The organism is Pseudoalteromonas sp. Scap25 (genome assembly GCF_013394125.1).
Taxonomy (GTDB): domain Bacteria; phylum Pseudomonadota; class Gammaproteobacteria; order Enterobacterales; family Alteromonadaceae; genus Pseudoalteromonas.
Genome location: NZ_CP041327.1, coordinates 2,267,915 through 2,286,399 on the forward strand (window position 1 = coordinate 2,267,915; position 18,485 = coordinate 2,286,399).

At 40.9% G+C, this 18,485-nt stretch carries 17 protein-coding genes; 5 read left to right on the plus strand and 12 right to left on the minus strand.

Annotated elements, in window-relative coordinates:
* Positions 1–266 precede the first annotated feature (266 nt).
* The 5 genes from FLM54_RS10500 to cydC are packed head-to-tail and all read left to right on the plus strand — an operon-like array spanning position 267 to position 6,657.
* Positions 267–1,850, plus strand: a complete 1,584-nt coding sequence (locus FLM54_RS10500; protein ID WP_138570093.1) for a cytochrome ubiquinol oxidase subunit I — start codon at positions 267–269, stop codon at positions 1,848–1,850.
* Positions 1,847–2,986, plus strand: a complete 1,140-nt coding sequence (gene cydB, locus FLM54_RS10505) for a cytochrome d ubiquinol oxidase subunit II (protein WP_178956344.1) — start codon at positions 1,847–1,849, stop codon at positions 2,984–2,986. The genes FLM54_RS10500 and cydB overlap by 4 nt, the downstream gene beginning before the upstream one ends.
* A 12-nt stretch (positions 2,987–2,998) precedes the next feature.
* Positions 2,999–3,163: a cytochrome bd-I oxidase subunit CydX gene (gene cydX, locus FLM54_RS10510; RefSeq protein ID WP_008110965.1), complete on the plus strand. Its 165-nt coding sequence runs from the start codon at positions 2,999–3,001 to the stop codon at positions 3,161–3,163.
* On the plus strand, positions 3,153–4,928 hold the full coding sequence (cydD, locus tag FLM54_RS10515; RefSeq protein ID WP_178956345.1) for a thiol reductant ABC exporter subunit CydD: 1,776 nt from the start codon (positions 3,153–3,155) through the stop codon (positions 4,926–4,928). The genes cydX and cydD overlap by 11 nt, the downstream gene beginning before the upstream one ends.
* The gene (gene cydC / locus FLM54_RS10520; RefSeq protein ID WP_178956346.1) at positions 4,921–6,657 is read left to right on the plus strand and encodes a thiol reductant ABC exporter subunit CydC; all 1,737 of its coding nucleotides are present in this window, start codon (positions 4,921–4,923) and stop codon (positions 6,655–6,657) included. Before cydD ends, cydC begins: the two co-directional genes overlap by 8 nt.
* Before the next feature lie 12 nt (positions 6,658–6,669).
* Here the strand turns inward: cydC and FLM54_RS10525 are convergent, their stop codons facing one another.
* From FLM54_RS10525 to pyrH, 12 genes are all read right to left on the minus strand, one after another.
* A complete protein-coding gene (locus tag FLM54_RS10525; RefSeq protein WP_178956347.1) occupies positions 6,670–7,062 on the minus strand; it encodes a septal ring lytic transglycosylase RlpA family protein in 393 nt (130 codons plus the stop codon).
* 137 nt (positions 7,063–7,199) lie between these two features.
* Entirely contained in the window at positions 7,200–7,970 is a 771-nt protein-coding gene (gene lpxA, locus FLM54_RS10530; protein WP_178956348.1) for an acyl-ACP--UDP-N-acetylglucosamine O-acyltransferase, read from the minus strand.
* 2 nt (positions 7,971–7,972) lie between these two features.
* Positions 7,973–8,425, minus strand: a complete 453-nt coding sequence (gene fabZ / locus FLM54_RS10535; protein WP_008110974.1) for a 3-hydroxyacyl-ACP dehydratase FabZ — start codon at positions 8,423–8,425, stop codon at positions 7,973–7,975.
* A gap of 27 nt (positions 8,426–8,452) precedes the next feature.
* Positions 8,453–9,475, minus strand: coding sequence for a UDP-3-O-(3-hydroxymyristoyl)glucosamine N-acyltransferase (gene lpxD, locus FLM54_RS10540; protein ID WP_178956349.1), 1,023 nt, complete (start codon positions 9,473–9,475; stop codon positions 8,453–8,455).
* A 7-nt stretch (positions 9,476–9,482) separates the two neighbouring features.
* On the minus strand, positions 9,483–10,001 hold the full coding sequence (locus FLM54_RS10545) for an OmpH family outer membrane protein (RefSeq protein ID WP_010388129.1): 519 nt from the start codon (positions 9,999–10,001) through the stop codon (positions 9,483–9,485).
* Positions 10,002–10,012: 11 nt separating this feature from the next.
* A complete protein-coding gene (bamA, locus tag FLM54_RS10550; protein WP_178956350.1) occupies positions 10,013–12,484 on the minus strand; it encodes an outer membrane protein assembly factor BamA in 2,472 nt (823 codons plus the stop codon).
* Positions 12,485–12,590: 106 nt separating this feature from the next.
* Positions 12,591–13,943, minus strand: a complete 1,353-nt coding sequence (rseP, locus tag FLM54_RS10555; RefSeq protein ID WP_178956351.1) for a sigma E protease regulator RseP — start codon at positions 13,941–13,943, stop codon at positions 12,591–12,593.
* Between the two features lies 1 nt (position 13,944).
* Entirely contained in the window at positions 13,945–15,147 is a 1,203-nt protein-coding gene (ispC, locus tag FLM54_RS10560) for a 1-deoxy-D-xylulose-5-phosphate reductoisomerase (protein WP_138605039.1), read from the minus strand.
* Positions 15,144–16,010, minus strand: a complete 867-nt coding sequence (locus FLM54_RS10565; RefSeq protein ID WP_178956352.1) for a phosphatidate cytidylyltransferase — start codon at positions 16,008–16,010, stop codon at positions 15,144–15,146. The genes ispC and FLM54_RS10565 overlap by 4 nt, the downstream gene beginning before the upstream one ends.
* Before the next feature lie 21 nt (positions 16,011–16,031).
* Positions 16,032–16,811 carry an isoprenyl transferase gene (locus FLM54_RS10570; protein ID WP_138605040.1) on the minus strand — a complete coding sequence of 260 codons (780 nt, stop codon included), beginning with the start codon at positions 16,809–16,811 and terminating at the stop codon, positions 16,032–16,034.
* A gap of 256 nt (positions 16,812–17,067) precedes the next feature.
* Positions 17,068–17,589 carry a ribosome recycling factor gene (frr, locus tag FLM54_RS10575; protein ID WP_218651693.1) on the minus strand — a complete coding sequence of 174 codons (522 nt, stop codon included), beginning with the start codon at positions 17,587–17,589 and terminating at the stop codon, positions 17,068–17,070.
* A 50-nt stretch (positions 17,590–17,639) separates the two neighbouring features.
* On the minus strand, positions 17,640–18,389 hold the full coding sequence (gene pyrH / locus FLM54_RS10580) for a UMP kinase (RefSeq protein WP_138605042.1): 750 nt from the start codon (positions 18,387–18,389) through the stop codon (positions 17,640–17,642).
* Between the last annotated feature and the right edge of the window lie 96 nt (positions 18,390–18,485).

Here is an 18,485-nt window from a genome sequence, read left to right on the forward strand (position 1 = left end):
GTTCATATCGATTAGTTTACCGTGTTTTAAGGCCAGGTTAAACGCTTAAAACGCACCACTTTTTTCTAGCTTACTCTTAATTGATGATTGCGTATTTTATAGACTGATGTAATGTCATAGTATATTAAAGTTTTCTAATATACATATTGACAAAAATTGTACAAACGCCAATAATGATGCAAACTTTCAGAAATTACTGAAAGTTTATTAAAAAACATTAACAATTGCTTTGTGCTGTCACTGCATCACAACCAAAGGAGCCAAAAATGATAGATGAAACCTTTGTGGATCTATCGCGATTACAGTTTGCTGTCACCGCTCTATTTCATTTTTTATTTGTGCCGTTAACAATCGGTATGACCTGGATTTTAGTTATTATGGAATCGGTTTATGTTATGACCGGTCGCGAGATTTATCGTGATATGACTAAGTTTTGGGGCAAGTTATTTGGTATTAACTTTGCTATTGGTGTGGCTACCGGCCTCACCATGGAATTTGAGTTTGGTACTAACTGGTCGTATTACTCTCATTATGTGGGTGATGTATTTGGTGCACCACTAGCTATTGAAGGCTTAATGGCCTTCTTTTTAGAGTCAACCTTTGTGGGGATGTTCTTTTTAGGTTGGGACAGGCTCTCTAAACGCCAGCATTTAGGGGTAACATTTTTAATGGCGCTGGGCACAAATATGTCTGCGCTATGGATTTTAGTTGCTAATGCGTGGATGCAAAACCCAGTCGGGGCAGAGTTTAACTATCAAACCATGCGTATGGAAATGACTAGTTTTGCAGAGCTAGTATTTAACCCTGTAGCGCAAGTTAAGTTTATTCATACTGTGTCTGCAGGTTATGTTGCGGCGTCTATGTTTGTGCTTGGGATTAGTAGCTGGTACATATTAAAAGGACGTGATTTGGCATTTGCTAAACGTTCGTTCTCGGTGGCATCAGGCTTTGGTTTAGCCTCTATTTTATGTGTTATTTTACTCGGTGATGAATCTGGCTACGAAGTCGGTGAAGTACAAAAAGTAAAACTCGCGACCATTGAAGCTGAATGGCATACCGAAGAAGCCCCCGCAGCTTTTACCATGCTTGGTATTCCTGACTCTGAAGAGCAAGTAACTCATGCTGCGGTTAAAATTCCTTACGCATTAGGTATTATTGCAACGCGCTCACTTGATGAACAAGTGATTGGTATTTCAGATCTTGAGAAAAAACACGAGAAGCGTATTCGCAATGGCATGATTGCTTATGAATACCTAGAAAAACTTCGCGCAGGTGACGATACCCCTGCAAATATCGAAAAGTTTGATAACGTGAAAGATGATTTAGGCTATGGCCTATTACTGAAACGTTATACCCCTAACGTGGTAGATGCCAGTGAGGCACAAATACAACAAGCCGTTAAAGACTCCTTCCCTAAAGTGGGTCCTATGTTTTGGTCATTTAGGATTATGGTTGGCTGTGGTGTAATTATGCTTGGCGTGTTTATTCTCTCTTTTTATTACAACGCACATCGTATTATTGAACAAAAACGTTGGTTGTTGTGGGCGGCGGTATTGAGCATTCCTCTGCCTTGGATTGCTATTGAATTTGGTTGGATTGTGGCTGAATATGGCCGCCAGCCATGGGCTATTTCTGAAGTATTACCGACCTTTTTAGCAACGTCATCGCTGACGGTAAATGATATTTTAATTAGCTTGACCGGTTTTATTGTTTTCTATACTGGATTGGCGATTGTTGAAGCATGGTTAATGATTAAATTTATTAAGCAAGGCCCAAGCTCCCTTCATACCGGTAAGTACCATTTTGAATTACCTGATCACAGCACGGCTGCTAAAGGAGAACTATCATGATTTTTGATTATGAAACATTAAAAATGCTCTGGTGGTTAATTATTGGTGTGCTGTTAATTGGTTTTGCCATTACCGATGGTATGGACATGGGCGTTGCTATGTTACTGCGCTTTGTGGGCAAAACAGACAGTGAACGGCGTACCGTTATTAATACCATTGGTGCCCACTGGGATGGTAACCAAGTATGGTTTATTACTGCAGGCGGTGCCTTGTTTGCAGCGTGGCCTATGGTTTATGCGGCAGCGTTTTCTGGTTTTTACTTTGCCATGATGCTGGTGTTATTTGCATTATTTTTTAGGCCTCTTGGCTTTGATTATCGCTCTAAAGTTGACTCTAAACGCTGGCGTAATAACTGGGACTGGGGCTTATTCGCCGGCAGTGCCATACCTGCCCTAGTATTTGGTGTCGCGTTTGGTAACTTGTTTTTAGGCGTGCCGTTTCATATCGATAATTTATTAAGAGTCAGTTATCAAGGGTCGTTTTTTGCTTTACTTAATCCGTTTGCGCTCATTGCCGGCTTGGTTAGTATTACTATGTTAGTGGCACATGCGGGCATGTGGTTACAACTGCGAACCGCTGATCAAGTTGCTGAGCGCTCAGGACAATATGGTCGCTACTCATTACTTGCCTTTATAGTGTTATTTGCGGCAGCTGGTGTGTGGGTTGCCAACCTAACGGGCTATCAAATTGCCTCTATGGGTGACACCCAAGGCCATGCAGATCCACTGGCTAAAGTAGTTACCACTGCTCAAGGCGCATGGCTTAATAACTACAGTGAGCGTCCATGGACAATGACCTTCCCTATTTTGGCATTTGCGATGGCACTGTGTGCACTCCTGTTTTCTAAATTGAATAAGCCCGCTTTGGGATTATTAGCAACCAGTGTGATGTTAATTGGGGTGATTATGACTGCGGGCATATCGTTATTTCCGTTTATTATGCCTTCAAGCAATAACCCTGATATTAGCTTAACAATTTGGGATGCGGTATCGAGCCACAGAACACTCAATGTTATGTTTATTGCTGTGGTTATATTTGTGCCACTCATTTTAGCCTACACCACCTGGTGTTATGTGAAAATGTGGCGCAGAGTGACCGTTGATGAAATTGAAAATAACCCTCACGGCAGTTATTAAGGAGACTAAATTATGTGGTATTTCGCGTGGATTTTAGGTGTACTGCTTGCTTGTACCTTAGGCGTTATAAACGTGATGTGGTATGAATTTCATCAAAATAAAAACAGCATTGCTGATGATGAACAAGCCACCCATGATTTATTAAACGAGCATAATACAAATCACAATGACGACTAATCCCCGACCAAATCGCGCGCAGCAACAACCCCTGCGCGCTTTTTTAAAACAGCAGAGTAAACCGGCGGCAATGTGGTTAAAGCTAAGCATTGCACTTGGCACAGTTAATGCGATTTTAATGATTGCAGGAGCTTACTTACTCGCGCAAACCATTCATGAGGTGATGTTTGAAGGGCATAGTTTAGCCCAAGTAACCCACTATTTATGGCCTTTAGCGGGTATTATTTTACTGCGCGCCATTTTCTTAGCGTTAAGTGAGCGCTTGAGCGCATTTGCTACCCTTAAAATTAAATCGGCTATTCGCCAAACCTTACTCGATAAACTCACACAACTCGGCCCAAGTTATATAGAGCAACATGGCCAAGGTGCAACACTTAACACGCTGCACAATGGCGTAGAAGCACTGCATGACTACTATGCAAAGTACTTACCTGGGGTTGCCTACAGTGCGCTTATTCCTATTGCAATATTAGTGGTTATATTTCCGACCGATTACAAAGCAGGATTAATATTTTTATTAACTGCACCACTTATTCCATTTTTTATGATTTTAGTTGGCCACAAAGCCGAGGCACTTAATCAAAAACGTTGGCAACAACTGGCAGTGTTAGGTAACTACTTTTTTGATCGCGTACAAGGGCTTACTCAACTAAAATTATTTAATGCCACACGCAAAGAGCTTAAACAAATCGCGCGTATTTCCGATGACTTTAGACACGCAACGCTGAACGTGTTAAAAATTGCTTTTTTATCCTCTTTTGCTCTGGAATTTTTAGCCACAATTAGTGTGGCACTGGTAGCGGTAATTATTGGCTTTAGATTATTTTTTGGCACCCTAGATTTTGCTACTGGCTTTGTAGTGCTGTTACTAGCACCTGAATTTTATTTACCCCTTCGCCAATTAGGCAGCCATTACCATGCACGCCTGCAGGGAATTAGTGCTGCTGCAGATATGTTGATTATTTTAAATGCACCACTGCCCGAAAATGATGATAGCCACACAGCAAAGATCAATGTTAATGCTAGTAGAGCTATAAGCATCCATGAGCTCAACTTTAGTTACCCTAATAGCAATGAGGGAATAAATAATATTAATTTAACCCTGCCAAGCACAGGACTAGTAGCCATTGTCGGAGCTAGCGGCTCAGGTAAGAGCACCCTACTTGATTGCATGCTTGGTTTTCACCCAGAAGTAATACAACACATATCCATTGGACAACAACCATTGACGACAGCGGATATAAGCCAATTACAACAAAACATTGCATGGATCCCACAAAAGCCAACCTTATTTTACGACACCCTAGCCGCCAACATAAAATTAGGTAACCCAGACGCTTCATATGAAGCACTTGTACATGCTGCAGAGCAAGCAGGTGCGCTGGAATTTATTAACGAGCTACCCGATGGCTTTAACACCTTAATAGGTGAGCAAGGTGAAGGACTATCTGGCGGGCAAAAACAGCGTATAGCATTAGCTCGTGCATTTTTAAAACACGCCCCTATTCTAATGCTCGATGAGCCAACCGCTCATTTAGATAGTCAAACCGAGCAACTCATTCAAAACGCAATTGCTGAGTATGCAAAAAACCACTTGGTGATCACCATCGCACATCGCTTAAATACAGTAAAAAATGCTAAGCAACTTATCGTTATGGAAAACGGCTGCATCGTTCAACACGGCGATTTTAAAGCGCTCAGCCAGCAACCTGGCGAATTTGCAAAGCTGCTAAAAACAGCACAACAAGGGGTAACTAATGGCTAATTTTATTCGTTTGCTCAAATTGTGCCGCCCTCATTATAAAGCGATGCTTTTAGGGACGTTTCTAGCGTCACTCACGGTGCTAGCAAATGTAGGCTTACTCGCTATTTCAGGCTGGTTTTTAGCTTCTATGGCAGCCGCAGGAATTGCCGGCGTCCATATGAACTACTTTACCCCAGCTGGCACCATCCGCTTTTTAGCGATTGTGCGCACCGCCTCACGTTACGCTGAACGCTTAGTTACTCACAACGCCACATTTTTATTGTTAAGTGAAATACGAGTAAACATGTTCGCCACTCTCAGCAAGCTCAATAACCTTGATTTAGCTATGAGCCGCAGTGCCGATTTAGTTAATCGCTTACAAAACGATGTAGACGCATTAGATAAGTTTTATTTAAATGTGTTGCTGCCGATGTTAGTAGCTTTACTGACTGTGCCTATTATTATGCTGTTTATGTCAGCCTACAATGTAAATGTCGCCCTTATTTGTTTTGTTGGCATTATTATTATTGGGGTGATTATACCGGCAATATTGAGTAAGCAATTAGATAAAAATAGTCACCAAGAAACCTTACTTAGTGCACAACTTAGAGCAGAGCTATCAGACACCCTTACGGGCCTTAGAGAACTAAATATTTATCAAGCTCGAAACCAACAACTCACTAAGTGTGATCAGTTAAGTGTACAGTATAATCAGCAATTATTTATTCGTCATAAGACTCTTGGCAACGCTGATGGCTTAAGCTTACTCATAGTGCAATTGGCTATGCTTGCCAGCATTATTACTATTGTGCCGCTAGTGTTTAGCGGTGCTATGGTCAATGTAGAGCTGGCGATGTTGAGCCTGTTTGTGCTTGCCAGTTTTGAAAGCGTATTGTTACTGCCTAATGCCTTTATTGAGCTTCCTAATGTACTAAAAGCAGCTGAGCGACTCTTTATTCTTGAAGACAAAACGCTTAGCACAAATAATGTATCAACCACAGATATTGAGCTATTAAATAAGCACTGGGCATTATCATTAAATAATGTCAGCTATCACTATGGCCAAAAGCAGGCATTAAATAATGTGAGTTTTGAGCTCCCCGCGAAGCAAAAAGTGGCTATTGTTGGTAGAAGCGGCAGTGGTAAAACTACCTTAGTGAATTTGCTCAGTAGTTTATGGCCACTGCAGCAAGGAACAATAAACTTACAAAGCGACAAAAAAATCATAAGCCTGCATGATTTAAATAATGAGAGTCGTGCAAAGACATTAAATATTTTAGCTCAGCAGCATCATATTTTTGATGGCACATTAAGCGAAAACCTTGCTTATGCAGCTCCCGATGCAACCTCTCAACAAATGATAGCAGCATTAACACAGGCAGAACTTGGTGGTTGGTTCTCTGAGCTCAAACAAGGGCTGAAAACCCGTTTAGGTACCGGCGGGCGAAATGTGTCTCAAGGTCAATCAAGACGTATAGCCTTGGCACAGGCCCTGCTACAAAAACCCGCCATTTTAGTACTCGATGAACCGACTGAAGGGCTCGATAATATTTCTAAACAAGCTGTTATGAATAGTGTTTTACAGCTAAAAGAGCATGCCAGTGTATTAACAATTACTCATGATCCAGCATTGTTATCGCAAATGGATAGTGTTATCTGGTTAGATAGTGGACAAATCATCGCTCAAGGTTCACATCAACAATTGCTCAATGAACACCCTGACTATGTGGCGTTAACAACCCGCTTTTAGCCCTTAGCAGTATTACTTATTCTCAATAACGGTGACCGATACATCAATAACGCCGGCGCTAGAGTCGGCTATTTTTTCAAACATAGCTTTTGATAGATCTATAATTCGCCCCTGAATATAAGGACCCCTGTCATTAATTCTCACCACTACTGACTTATTATTAGCACTATTAGTAACTTTTACCCGTGTACCAAACGGGAGTTTTAAGTGAGCAGCTGTTGCTGCTTGTTGGCTAAATCGCTCGCCACTGGCAGTAGTTCGGCCGTGGTACTTATCAGCATAAAATGATGCTTTACCTTGCTCTGCAACATCACGTTGTTGATTATTTATATTACTTGGCAAAGCACTACATGCATTTAAAATAACCAATAGCATTGAAAGCAATACTAACTTTATCAGTTTCATTCTTTATACTTTATAGGGAAATGTGTAGGAAGTGTAATAGGACAAGGCTGAGTAGAGACTGAATTATTAATCAGCTAATAAAAAACCACCTTGATTACTCAACGGTGGTTTTTTAAATCTGTTAAAAGTACTATTTGTTAACGCACAATACCGCGTTCAGAACTTTTAACGAAATCAATCATCAGTTGCACTGCTGGAAACTTTGCAGCATCTTCAGCAAGTAATTCAATCGCTTCATCAACACCTAAGCTCTTGCGGTAAAACGCTTTATAAGCGCGGCGTACTGCCATGATTTCATCACTTTCAAAACCACGGCGTTTCATGCCTTCAGTATTGATTGCCGCAGGGCCTGCTGGCATACCTATGGTAGTAACGAATGGAGGCACGTCTTTATTTACCCCCGAATACATACCAACAAATGCATGCGCACCAATTTTACAAAATTGATGCACACCGGAGTTGCCCGCTAAAATCACCCAATCACCAACATGAACGTGACCCGCTACACTGGCATTATTTGCAAAAATAACGTTATCACCAACAACAGCATCATGCGCAACATGAGTGTAAGCCATAAATAGATTATTGCTGCCTATTTTAGTGACGCCCTCATCTTGGATTGTGCCGCGGTGAATAGTCGCACACTCGCGAATAACATTATTGTCGCCAATAATTAAGCTGGTTGGCTCGTTGTTATATTTTTTGTCTTGGCAGGCTTCGCCTACAGAAGCAAACTGAAAAATATGGTTACCAGAGCCAATGGTAGCAGGCCCTTTAACAACAACGTGAGACTCAATTATACAGTCATCACCAATAACAACATCATTACCGATGTAACTGTATGGTCCAACTGACACATTGTTACCAAGTTTTGCACCCGGTTCGATTATTGCCGTAGCATGGATCACAATTAAAACTCTCTTCTAGCACACATGATTTCGGCGCTACACACTGTTTTGCCGTCAACTTTAGCTTCAGCCGCAAATTTCCATATGTTACGACGCTCTTTTAAAAACTTAACATGAAGATGCATGGTATCACCTGGTACAACCGGCTGCTTAAAACGGGCATTGTCTACGGCTGCAAATAGGTAAAGTTCGTTTTCGCTGCGATTTTCAACCGTTTTAAACCCTAATAGACCCGTTGCTTGCGCCATTGACTCTAATATTAGCACACCAGGAAAAATCGGCTGATTTGGGAAATGGCCAGTGAAAATAGGTTCATTAATCGATACATTTTTAATTGCATGCAACGATTCACCTGGGGTGAAATCGATTACACGATCAATTAGTAGCATCGGGTAACGGTGCGGTAATAAACTTAAAATTTCTTGAATATCAAGGCTATTTAATTCGTTTGCCAAAATAGCATCCTTATTAGTGTTCAACGTTCATGACTTGTTCAATGCTTCAAGCGCTTTTAGACGTGATTTCATGTCTGAAAGGTTGCGCAAATGAGCAATTGATTTTCGCCATTCTTTGTTAGTCGTATGAGGCATACCAGATGAGTAGATACCTGGTTCGTTGATTGATTTGGTCACCATACTCATGCCAGTAATTATAACACCATCACACACAGACATGTGACCGTTAATTGCGCTCATGCCGCCAATCTGGCAATTTTTACCTATGGTGACACTGCCTGCAAGTACAGTACAACCGGCAATAGCAGTGCCTGAGTTAACTTCAACGTTGTGTGCTATTTGACACTGGTTATCAATAATAACGTTACTGTGGATAATAGTATCATCAAGCGCACCACGATCTATCGTGGTACTTGCGCCAATTTCTACTTTATCGCCAATGATCACAGAGCCTAATTGTGGAATTTTAAGCCACTGACCACGTTCATTTGCATAGCCAAAGCCATCACTACCAATGACCGTATTAGCTTGCAATAAACAATCTGCGCCAATCTCAACATCATGATAAATGCTCACACTTGGCCAAAGTTTGGTGCCTGAGCCTATTTTAGCACGTTCACCAATAAAACTGTTCGGACCAATTTGTGCGTTATCACCAATTACAGCATCAGCTTCAATTACAACATTAGCACCAATGGCTGCACTTTTGCTCACTTGTGCACTGGCATGTATTACCGCACTCGGGTGTATACCGCTATTTGCACTACGTGGTGTAGTATCCATAAACTGAGCGAGTTTGGCATAACAAACATAAGGATTGGCAACGATGATTTTATTGCCTGAAAAGTAAGGCGCATCGTCAGGGCTAAGTATTACTGCGCTGGCCTTTGTTGTCTCAAGCTGAGATCGATATTTCTTGTTCGCTAAAAATGCAATATGCCCAGTATGGGCATTTGCAAGTGTCGCTATTTTTTTAATTTCTAAAGCGCCATCACCTTGAAGCTCGGCACCTAGAAGTTCCGCAATTTGCGAAAGCGTATAATTTTGCATAGATTAATTATTTCTTACTTACAGCTGTTACTACTTTTTCAGAAAGATCAGTTACTTCTTTAGGGTTGAAGTAAATAGTTGTGTCTTTTACTTTAACTTCGTCAAAATCACCTTTTTTAGCAATCTCTTGGATAGTTTCAATGATTAAAGTCTGAACTTTAGCCAACTCTTGATTTTGACGTGCTTTAATTTCTTGCTCTAATGGACGGCCCTTTTCAGCAAGGTTTTTTTGCATACCCTGGATTTTATCACGTAATGCGTCTTTTTGATCTTGACTCATTGTGGTGCTTTCACGCTTAAACTTTTCAGCTTCAAAGCGAATATCGCCCTGTAACTTTTCAAGCTCTTGACGACGCTCAGCAAATTCAGTTTGTAAAGACTGTTCGATTTTAGCCATTTGTGGAAGCTGCTTGTAGATTTCTTGCATATCTACAATACCCACTTTATGAGCAAAAGCATTAACTGATGTACCCATCATAAGTGTAGCTAGAACTGCAACTGCTGTTGATTTGAATAATTTTTTCACAAAAAACTCCTTTAGAAAGTGTTACTAATATTAAAACTGATGGTCTTGGTATCGTCATCTTCTTCTTTTTGCAACGGATACGCAAAGCTGATCAGCATAGGACCCATAGGTGAGATCCATTGTAATGATAAACCGGTTGCAACCCTAAAGCGCATTGGGTCTGAATAATCATCTAATTTTGCACGCTCATCAATACCTAAGTTTTGATAACGATCAACGTTAAACTCGGTATCCCAAACGTTGGCAGCATCAACAAAGAAACTAGTACGTACCGAACTGGTATTTTCTTCATCTAAGAACGGTGTAGGAACAATAAGTTCCATACCTGCAACCGCCTTCGCGTTACCACCTATACGGCCTTGAGTTCTCAATACATCAAACTCCGATGCTCCACCAATATTACCTGTGGTTGTACCATCACCTGATGGCGTGCCTGGTATAGATTGTGGTACTCGTGATACTGCACGCGGTAAGATAGTATTTCTATCAAAGCCACGTAGTTCCATTTCTGTAATACGGAAATACTCTTGGAATGGAAGCGTCTGCTCATACCCATTAGTAGAGCCATAACCATTACCGTAACCTAATGCCGCACGCGTTGAGAACACCCAACGATGGTCGTTTGAAATCGGCCAGTAGAAACGTGAATCGTAATTTAATTTAAAGTATTTTAAATCTGAATTCGGCGTTGTTGCTGTTAGGTTTAATGTTTGTCTTGAGCCTGCTGTTGGGAATAAACCACGGTTAACCGTTACACGCGACCAACCCACACTTAACTCATACTTGGTAAACTCAAAGCCCGCATCTGGGTTCTCTGGGTCTAGGAAAGTTTCACGTAGTACACGTGTTTGCTCATATTCTGCAATATCAGATAGCTCTTCTTCTATCCAACGAGCTCCAAAGTTAATACGGTTTATAGCATCAATTGGAAAACCAATGTTAGTTCCAAGACCATAACTCTTTGACTTATAGTCAATCAAGCTAAACTGGCTAGCGTCGTAATTACTATAAAAAATACTGCTACCTTGCGATACACCATCTGGCGTAAAGTAAGGGTCTGTGTATGACACACTAACGCGTTCAGAACCACGCGAGGTATTAATGTTAAAACCAATTTGATTACCCGTACCTAAAAAGTTAGATTCGGTTACACCAATATTAAATTGCAGACCTAAGTATGAACCATAAGCAAGACCGGCGTTAAAACTACCTGCAGATTGCTCTTTAACAGTAAAGTCAACGTCAACTTGATCATCAACACCCGGAACAGGCACTACATTAAAGTCAACCGATTCCATATAAGGTAAGCGTTGAATTTGCAATTTAGAACGCTCTAAGTTTTGGTTAGATAACCATGCCCCTTCAAGCTGTGTCATTTCACGCCGCAGTACTTCATCAGCTGTATTTTGGTTACCACCTACAATGATTCGACGTACATAAACACGTTTACCAGGGTCAACCGATAAAGTCAGTTGTACCTCTTGGTTTTCATCATCAATTTCTGGAATGGTGCGTACTTCAGCGTTAGCATATCCAAAACGAGCTAAGTAACTTTTTATAAACTCTTCTGAAGAAGTTACCACTGAGCCGTTATAAAGCTCTCCGGTGCGAAGCGGGATAACACTTTTGATTAGTTCTTCTCGGCCGAGTAAATCACCGATAAAATCAAAGCCTTTTACCTTGTACTTTACGCCTTCGGTAATATTTGCCGTTACATAAACCGATTCACGCTCAGGACTGACTGACACTTGAGTCGAATCAATATTGAAGCGTAAATAGCCACGGTCTAAATAAAAGCTACGAATTTTTTCTAAATCGCCTTCGATGGTTTGTTTTTGATAGCGATCGCTACCCATAAACTGCCACCAAGGCAAATCTTGTTGCGACTCAGCAAGCTGTAATAACTCTTCGTTTGAAAAAAGTTCATTACCAACTAAGTTGATTTGACGAATAGAGGCAGCATCGCCCTCATCAAACTCGAGTCTCAGTTTAACCCGATTACGTGGCAGCTTAGTGATGCTAATGTCCACTTTTGCATTGTATTTACCAATACTGTGGAAAAACTCAACTAAACCTTTTTCAATATTATCGATAACCGTTTTGTCCAGCGGCTCGCCTTGACGAATATCTTGTTGATCAAGCGACTGGTTTAACTGCTCATCTTTAATGTCTTTATTGCCTTCAAATTCAATAAAGCTAATTGTTGGACGTTCAGTTACTTTAAAAATTACGTTATTGCCATCACGCAACGCTTTTATATTGTCAAAGTGACCAGAGCGATAAAGTGACTTAATTGTTTTTGAAATTGTGTATTCATCAACATTGTCGCCCACGTTAATAGGAATATGCGTTAATGCGGCACCAAGTGCAACACGTTGCAACCCTTCAACTTTTAAATCTTCAACAATAAAGGAGTTTTGGCCTAGGGCTGCAAAACTTGCACCCAATAAACTTGAAACTACCAAATGTTTTTTTATAGCCATTTTATTATCTTTATCCTTTACAACTGTATTACCGCTTAGCATCGAAAACTAAATAGTTACGAGCTTTACAATCGTGTTCTAATTTGTCGTTACCACGCTTAAACAACTACAAGCGCGATACATCATTGAACAAAGCGAAACATGTTAGAAAAATGAGTAGCAAGGCTCCCACTTTAAAACCAAACTCTTGTGTCTTTTCAGAGACCGGCTTTTTACGAAAAAGTTCAATTATGTAATACATTAAGTGCCCACCATCAAGCACCGGCAGAGGAAGTAAATTAAATACTCCCAAATTAACGCTGATCAAAGCTAAAAAGCTTAAAAATGCGACTAATCCGTAACTAACACTTGTGCCTGCGCCGACTGCAATGCCGACAGGCCCACTTAAATTTTTCACTGACACTTGACCAGTAATTAAGTTACCTATCATGTCAAAACTCAGCGTAATTAAACGCCATGTCTCTTTTGTGCCCAGCACAATACTATCTAGTGGCCCATAATGTCTAGTCTCAACAAAATCATCAGGCCACTGCTCTACAACTGGAGCAACACCTAAAAAGCCTTGTTCAACACCATTACTAACAACTCGGCTCTTTGGGGTAACTAATATGGTTTTTATACTATCTTGTCTTTTTACACTAAATTGTAAGGATTTGTTAGCCGATTGAGTAATAAGATTAACTAATTGCTGCCAACTGCTCATTGTTTCACCGTTTACAGCCAAAATAACGTCATTAACCTGTAAATTTGCCTGTTCAGCAGCAGAGTCTTTGGTAATTGCAGCGATGGTGAGTGTTGCTTGAGGGCGAAACGGCACAATCCCCAACGAACTTAATGGCGGTACGTCTTGCTGATCAAGCTTCCAGCCATCGAGGTTAAGAGTCTGCGTTGTTTGTTGATAATTTTCGTTACGTAAAGTAACAGCAACGCTTTTATCACCCAAGTGCGACATCAAAGAGAAAGTCGCATCTTGCCAATTGCTAATATCGTCATCACCAATTTTAATTATTTGCTGAGTAGGCAAAATGCCCGCTTGTTCTGCTCTGCTGCCTTCAACAACATTGCCTACAACCGGTTTTATGGTTTGCACACCCACCATATACATGACCGCTAAAGAAAAAATAGCGAATAAAAAGTTCGCCATGGGCCCTGCTGCTACAATAGCTATTCGCGCTTGAACAGATTTAGCATTAAACGATAAATGACGTTGATTGGCAGGTACTTCATCAACACGCTCGTCTAACATTTTTACGTAACCACCTAGTGGTATTGCCGCAATCACAAACTCAGTATTGTATTTATCGTGCCATTTTAATAGGGGTTTACCAAAACCAATTGAAAAGCGCAGTACCTTAACGCCAGCCTTGCGTGCTACCCAAAAATGACCATATTCGTGAACGGTCACTAAAATACCGAGCGCAAGTATAAACGAGCCTAAATTCCAAAAAAAATCGAACATCTTAATGCACCACTTTTGTTATAAACTGCGTTGCGCTTATGCGTGCTAAACGATCACACTCTAAAACTTCATCTAGAGTTTGCACATTAGTAAACTTTGCAGTCTCTAACGTTTGCGCATTCACTTTATAAATATCAGTAAAACTAATTTGACCTTGTAAAAATGCATTTACAGCTATTTCATTGGCAGCATTCACCGTAGTTGTTGCCCCCTGTCCCGCATCACACGCAGCAATTGCCAATTTTAAATTAGGGTAACGCGAGAAATCAGGTTTGGTGAACGAAAAATCACAAATATCAGAAAAGTTTAGCGGTTTAACTCCCGCATCAATTCGCTGTGGAAAAGCAAGCGCATGCGCTATTGGGGTGCGCATATCGGGATTTCCCATTTGCGCTAAAATAGAGCCATCTTGGTATTGCACCATAGAGTGGATAATACTTTGTGGGTGGATCACCACATCAATATCGCTGGCATCACAGTTAAATAACCATTTAGCCTCAATAAACTCTAAACCTTTGTTCATCATCGTGGCTGAATCTACCGATATTTTTTGTCCCATTGACCAATTAGGGTGAGCAACCGCTTCACTGACGCTAACACTAGCAAGCGTATTAATGTCACGGTTTAAAAACGGCCCTCCAGAACCAGTTAATAAAATTTTACTAACACCATGCTGCTCAAGCCGTGCTTGTCCTTGGGTGTTTTGTAACGCACTAGGTAAACACTGAAAAATGGCATTGTGTTCGCTGTCGATGGGTAATAAAGTTGCTTGGTGTTGTTTCACTTTATCAATAAACAACTGACCCGACATCACCAATGACTCTTTGTTTGCCAGCAACACTTTTTTACCCGCTTCGACTGCGCTCAAAGTGGGTAGTAATCCAGCCGCACCAACAATTGCTGACATCACAGTATCAACATCAACATGCGCACAAAGCTCACTCATAGCTTTCTCGCCATGCATTACTTGTGTTTTACTTATGCCTTTTAAAAGTTCACAAAGCTGCTTAGCGGCTTGCTCTGAAGCCATAACAGCATAACGAGGTTGATGAGCAAGACACAACTCAGCCATTTTTTTTGCATTTTGCCCAGCGGCTAATGCGAACACCTTGAACTGCTGTTGATTTCTTGCAACAACATCTAACGTGCTAAGACCTATCGACCCCGTCGCACCCAAAATAACCAGTTGTTGCACTGCACTCATAAACTAAGTGTCCAGGCAAAGCAAATAACAAACATCGGCGCTGCTGCAGTTAAGCTATCAATACGGTCTAAAATACCGCCGTGTCCAGGTAGGCAACTGCCGCTATCTTTAAGACCCGCTTCGCGCTTAAACATACTCTCTAGTAAATCACCTACCGCAGAGAACAAAGCAATAAATGCTGTCATTACTGCATAAATAGGCCATACAGAAGTATCAACATTGGTGTAAAAACAAAAAGCCAATACAAATAACACCGCAGCAACCACGCCACCAGCGAGGCCTTCTATGGTTTTATTTGGACTAACTTTAGGCATTAGCTTATGTTTACCGAAACTTTTACCGGTAAAGTAAGCGCCAATATCGGCACTCCATACAATACCCAGTACCACTAAAATCAGCATAGAACCATAGTGTGTTGATTCTGTATATTGCGCACTGCGAAGCGTATTAAGCGCAAGCCACAGTGGTATCAATGTCAGTAAACCGGCAATACCGCGCATTACAAGTCCTTCGTTCCAGCCTTTAGCCATAGCGGGGTAACGCCACACTAAATAACTTGCAACCAGCCACCACGAAAACGATAAGGTAAATAAGTAATTGGCATCACCTACAAGCTTGCCGTTCTGCCATAGGGTTTCTATCGGCCAATGTAAATTAAGTAAGCCTAGTAAAACCGCAACTAACAATACAAACGCACCGCGCTTTAGTTTATCGCATAGCCCCATAAAAGCAGACCATTCCCATGCGCCCATTAATACAATAGCACCCGCAAAATAACTAAATAACGTTAGTGGGGTGTAAAAAACCAAAGCCAGTGCTAATGGCGCTAGCACTAGTGAGGTTAAAATACGTTGTTTTAACAAAATGATGACCCTTAATCTATTTTAGGTTTGAGCGAGTAATTGTTTTATTTGTTCGCCCGTGCAACCAAAACGTCGCTCTCTGGCAACGTAACATGCAATGGCCTCTGCAAAAGCAGCTTCGTTAAAGTCAGGCCAAAGTGTATTGGTAAAATAAAGTTCAGCGTAGGCTGCCTGCCAAAGTAAAAAATTACTAATTCTGACATCGCCACCAGTACGGATCAGTAAATCAGGCTGTGCCTGATCTGCCATACTCATATGCTGTGCAATATGTTCTTCTGTAATGTCTGCGGGATCAATTTCCCCATTTGCTACTTGTAAAGCAACCAGCTTAGCAGCATGGGTCATATCCCAGCGACCACCGTAATTTGCCGCTACATTTAAGTGCAGGCCGGTATTATTCGCTGTTAGTTCTTGTGCAGTATGTACTTTCGCGCGCAAGCTTTCAGAGAATCGAGATAAATCTCCAATGATGGTTAGTTTTACGTTATTTTTATGCAGCTTTTTAACTTCTTTACTTAGTACAAATAAAAAAAGCTCCATTAATGTATTTACTTCGTCTTCAGGGCGGCGCCAGTTTTCACTACTAAAAGCAAATAAGGTCAACGATTGTATCCCTAATTTAGTACAAAACTGCACAGATTGACGAACTGCATCCACGCCCTTTTTATGCCCATATACACGAGGCCTATTTCTAGCTTGTGCCCAACGCCCGTTCCCATCCATGATGATAGCAACATGTTTAGGCAAACATTGCTGTGAAATTGTATCAGCGTCTAGAACCATAAATTTTGTGTATTCCATAAAAAAACGCCGCCTAGTATACCCCAGACGGCGTTTCAAAACTAATAAATTTAACCTGTACCCGTGATAATAAATCTACTTTAAGCAAATAATTATACAGCTAACAACCTTGTATTTACTGACAACTGAGTCGTCACTAAAGAGCAGTCACAATCTGTTACCTTTTAAAATCACACTATTAAAATAAAGTGCGAAGACTGATAAGCAGCGACTTAAATATCTAACTAAAGCTGTTTATTTGGGTTTAGAACAGTTATTAAATTTCCATCAACTCAGCTTCTTTTGCTGTTAGTTGTGTATCCATTTCTTTAATGAACTTATCAGTGATTTTTTGAATTGCATCTTCACCTTGACGTGCTTCGTCTTCAGAGATGTCTTTATCTTTTAATAAGTTTTTAATATCGCCATTTGCATCACGGCGAATATTACGAATAGCAACACGTCCGCCTTCTACTTCGCCACGCACGATTTTAATTAAATCTTTACGACGCTCTTCAGTTAATGGAGGAAGTGGTACACGAATAACCGTGCCTGCAGACATTGGGTTTAAACCAAGGTCAGAAGCCATAATCGCTTTCTCAACTGCCTGAGCTAAAGATTTATCAAATACACCAATAGCCAGTGTACGTGAATCTTCAATAGTTACATTTGCAACTTGGTTTAGAGGCGTTGGTGCGCCGTAGTACGACACCATGATGCCGTCTAAAATTGCAGGATGAGCACGGCCAGTACGAATTTTAGATAATTGACTACCAAGTGCTGCTACACTTTTTTGCATGCGCTCTTGCGCATCTTTTTGAATATCGTTAATCACGGTTTAATCCTAATCTAGTTACTAACTTCATCTGAGGCTTGTGAAGAAATAAGGGTTCCTTCTTCTTCACCCATTATTACGCGCTTTAATGCGCCTGATTTATTCATATTAAATACGCTCAATGGCATATTATGGTCGCGAGCAAGAGTGAATGCCGCTAAATCCATTACTTTTAATTCTTTATCAATAATTTCATTGTAGCTTAAGTGACGGTAAAGTGTCGCTTCAGGGTTTTTCACCGGATCATCACTAAATACACCATCTACTTTAGTCGCTTTAATTACCGTATCAGCTTCAATCTCGATGCCGCGTAAACACGCCGCAGAGTCAGTAGTGAAGAACGGGTTACCTGTACCAGCGGCAAAAATAACAACGCGACCTGTTTTTAACAAGCTAATTGCTTCAGCCCAGTTATACGCATCACATACGCCATTTAATGGGATAGCTGACATTAAGCGACAATTTACAAACGCACGGTGTAGCGCATCACGCATAGCTAGGCCGTTCATTACGGTTGCAAGCATCCCCATGTGGTCACCAACAACACGATTCATGCCCGCTTCGGCTAATGAGCCACCGCGTAAAAAGTTACCGCCACCAATAACCAAACCCACTTCTACGTCGAGTTCTACAAGCTCTTTAATTTCTTGTGCCATACGATCTAAAACTTTTGGGTCGATGCCGAAGCCTTCGTCTCCCATTAAAGCTTCACCACTTAATTTGAGAAGAACACGTCTAAAAATAGGTTTGCGATTGATAGTCATAGTTTTGGGGCCAACTTTTATTGAATTATGGATAAAAAATAACCGCGCTTATGTTAAACATAAAAGCGCGGTTATTTTAAAGAATTTCTAAGCGTG

Coding starts and splice junctions, on each gene's coding strand:
- cydD (WP_178956345.1), top strand. CDS start 3,153: ATGACGACTAATCCCCGACCAAATCGCGCGCAGCAACAACCCCTGCGC.
- cydC (WP_178956346.1), top strand. CDS start 4,921: ATGGCTAATTTTATTCGTTTGCTCAAATTGTGCCGCCCTCATTATAAA.
- pyrH (WP_138605042.1), bottom strand. CDS start 18,389: ATGACTATCAATCGCAAACCTATTTTTAGACGTGTTCTTCTCAAATTA.
- lpxD (WP_178956349.1), bottom strand. CDS start 9,475: ATGCAAAATTATACGCTTTCGCAAATTGCGGAACTTCTAGGTGCCGAG.
- cydB (WP_178956344.1), top strand. CDS start 1,847: ATGATTTTTGATTATGAAACATTAAAAATGCTCTGGTGGTTAATTATT.
- cydX (WP_008110965.1), top strand. CDS start 2,999: ATGTGGTATTTCGCGTGGATTTTAGGTGTACTGCTTGCTTGTACCTTA.
- bamA (WP_178956350.1), bottom strand. CDS start 12,484: ATGGCTATAAAAAAACATTTGGTAGTTTCAAGTTTATTGGGTGCAAGT.
- FLM54_RS10500 (WP_138570093.1), top strand. CDS start 267: ATGATAGATGAAACCTTTGTGGATCTATCGCGATTACAGTTTGCTGTC.
- FLM54_RS10570 (WP_138605040.1), bottom strand. CDS start 16,811: ATGGAATACACAAAATTTATGGTTCTAGACGCTGATACAATTTCACAG.
- ispC (WP_138605039.1), bottom strand. CDS start 15,147: ATGAGTGCAGTGCAACAACTGGTTATTTTGGGTGCGACGGGGTCGATA.
- frr (WP_218651693.1), bottom strand. CDS start 17,589: ATGCAAAAAAGTGTAGCAGCACTTGGTAGTCAATTATCTAAAATTCGT.
- FLM54_RS10525 (WP_178956347.1), bottom strand. CDS start 7,062: ATGAAACTGATAAAGTTAGTATTGCTTTCAATGCTATTGGTTATTTTA.
- rseP (WP_178956351.1), bottom strand. CDS start 13,943: ATGTTCGATTTTTTTTGGAATTTAGGCTCGTTTATACTTGCGCTCGGT.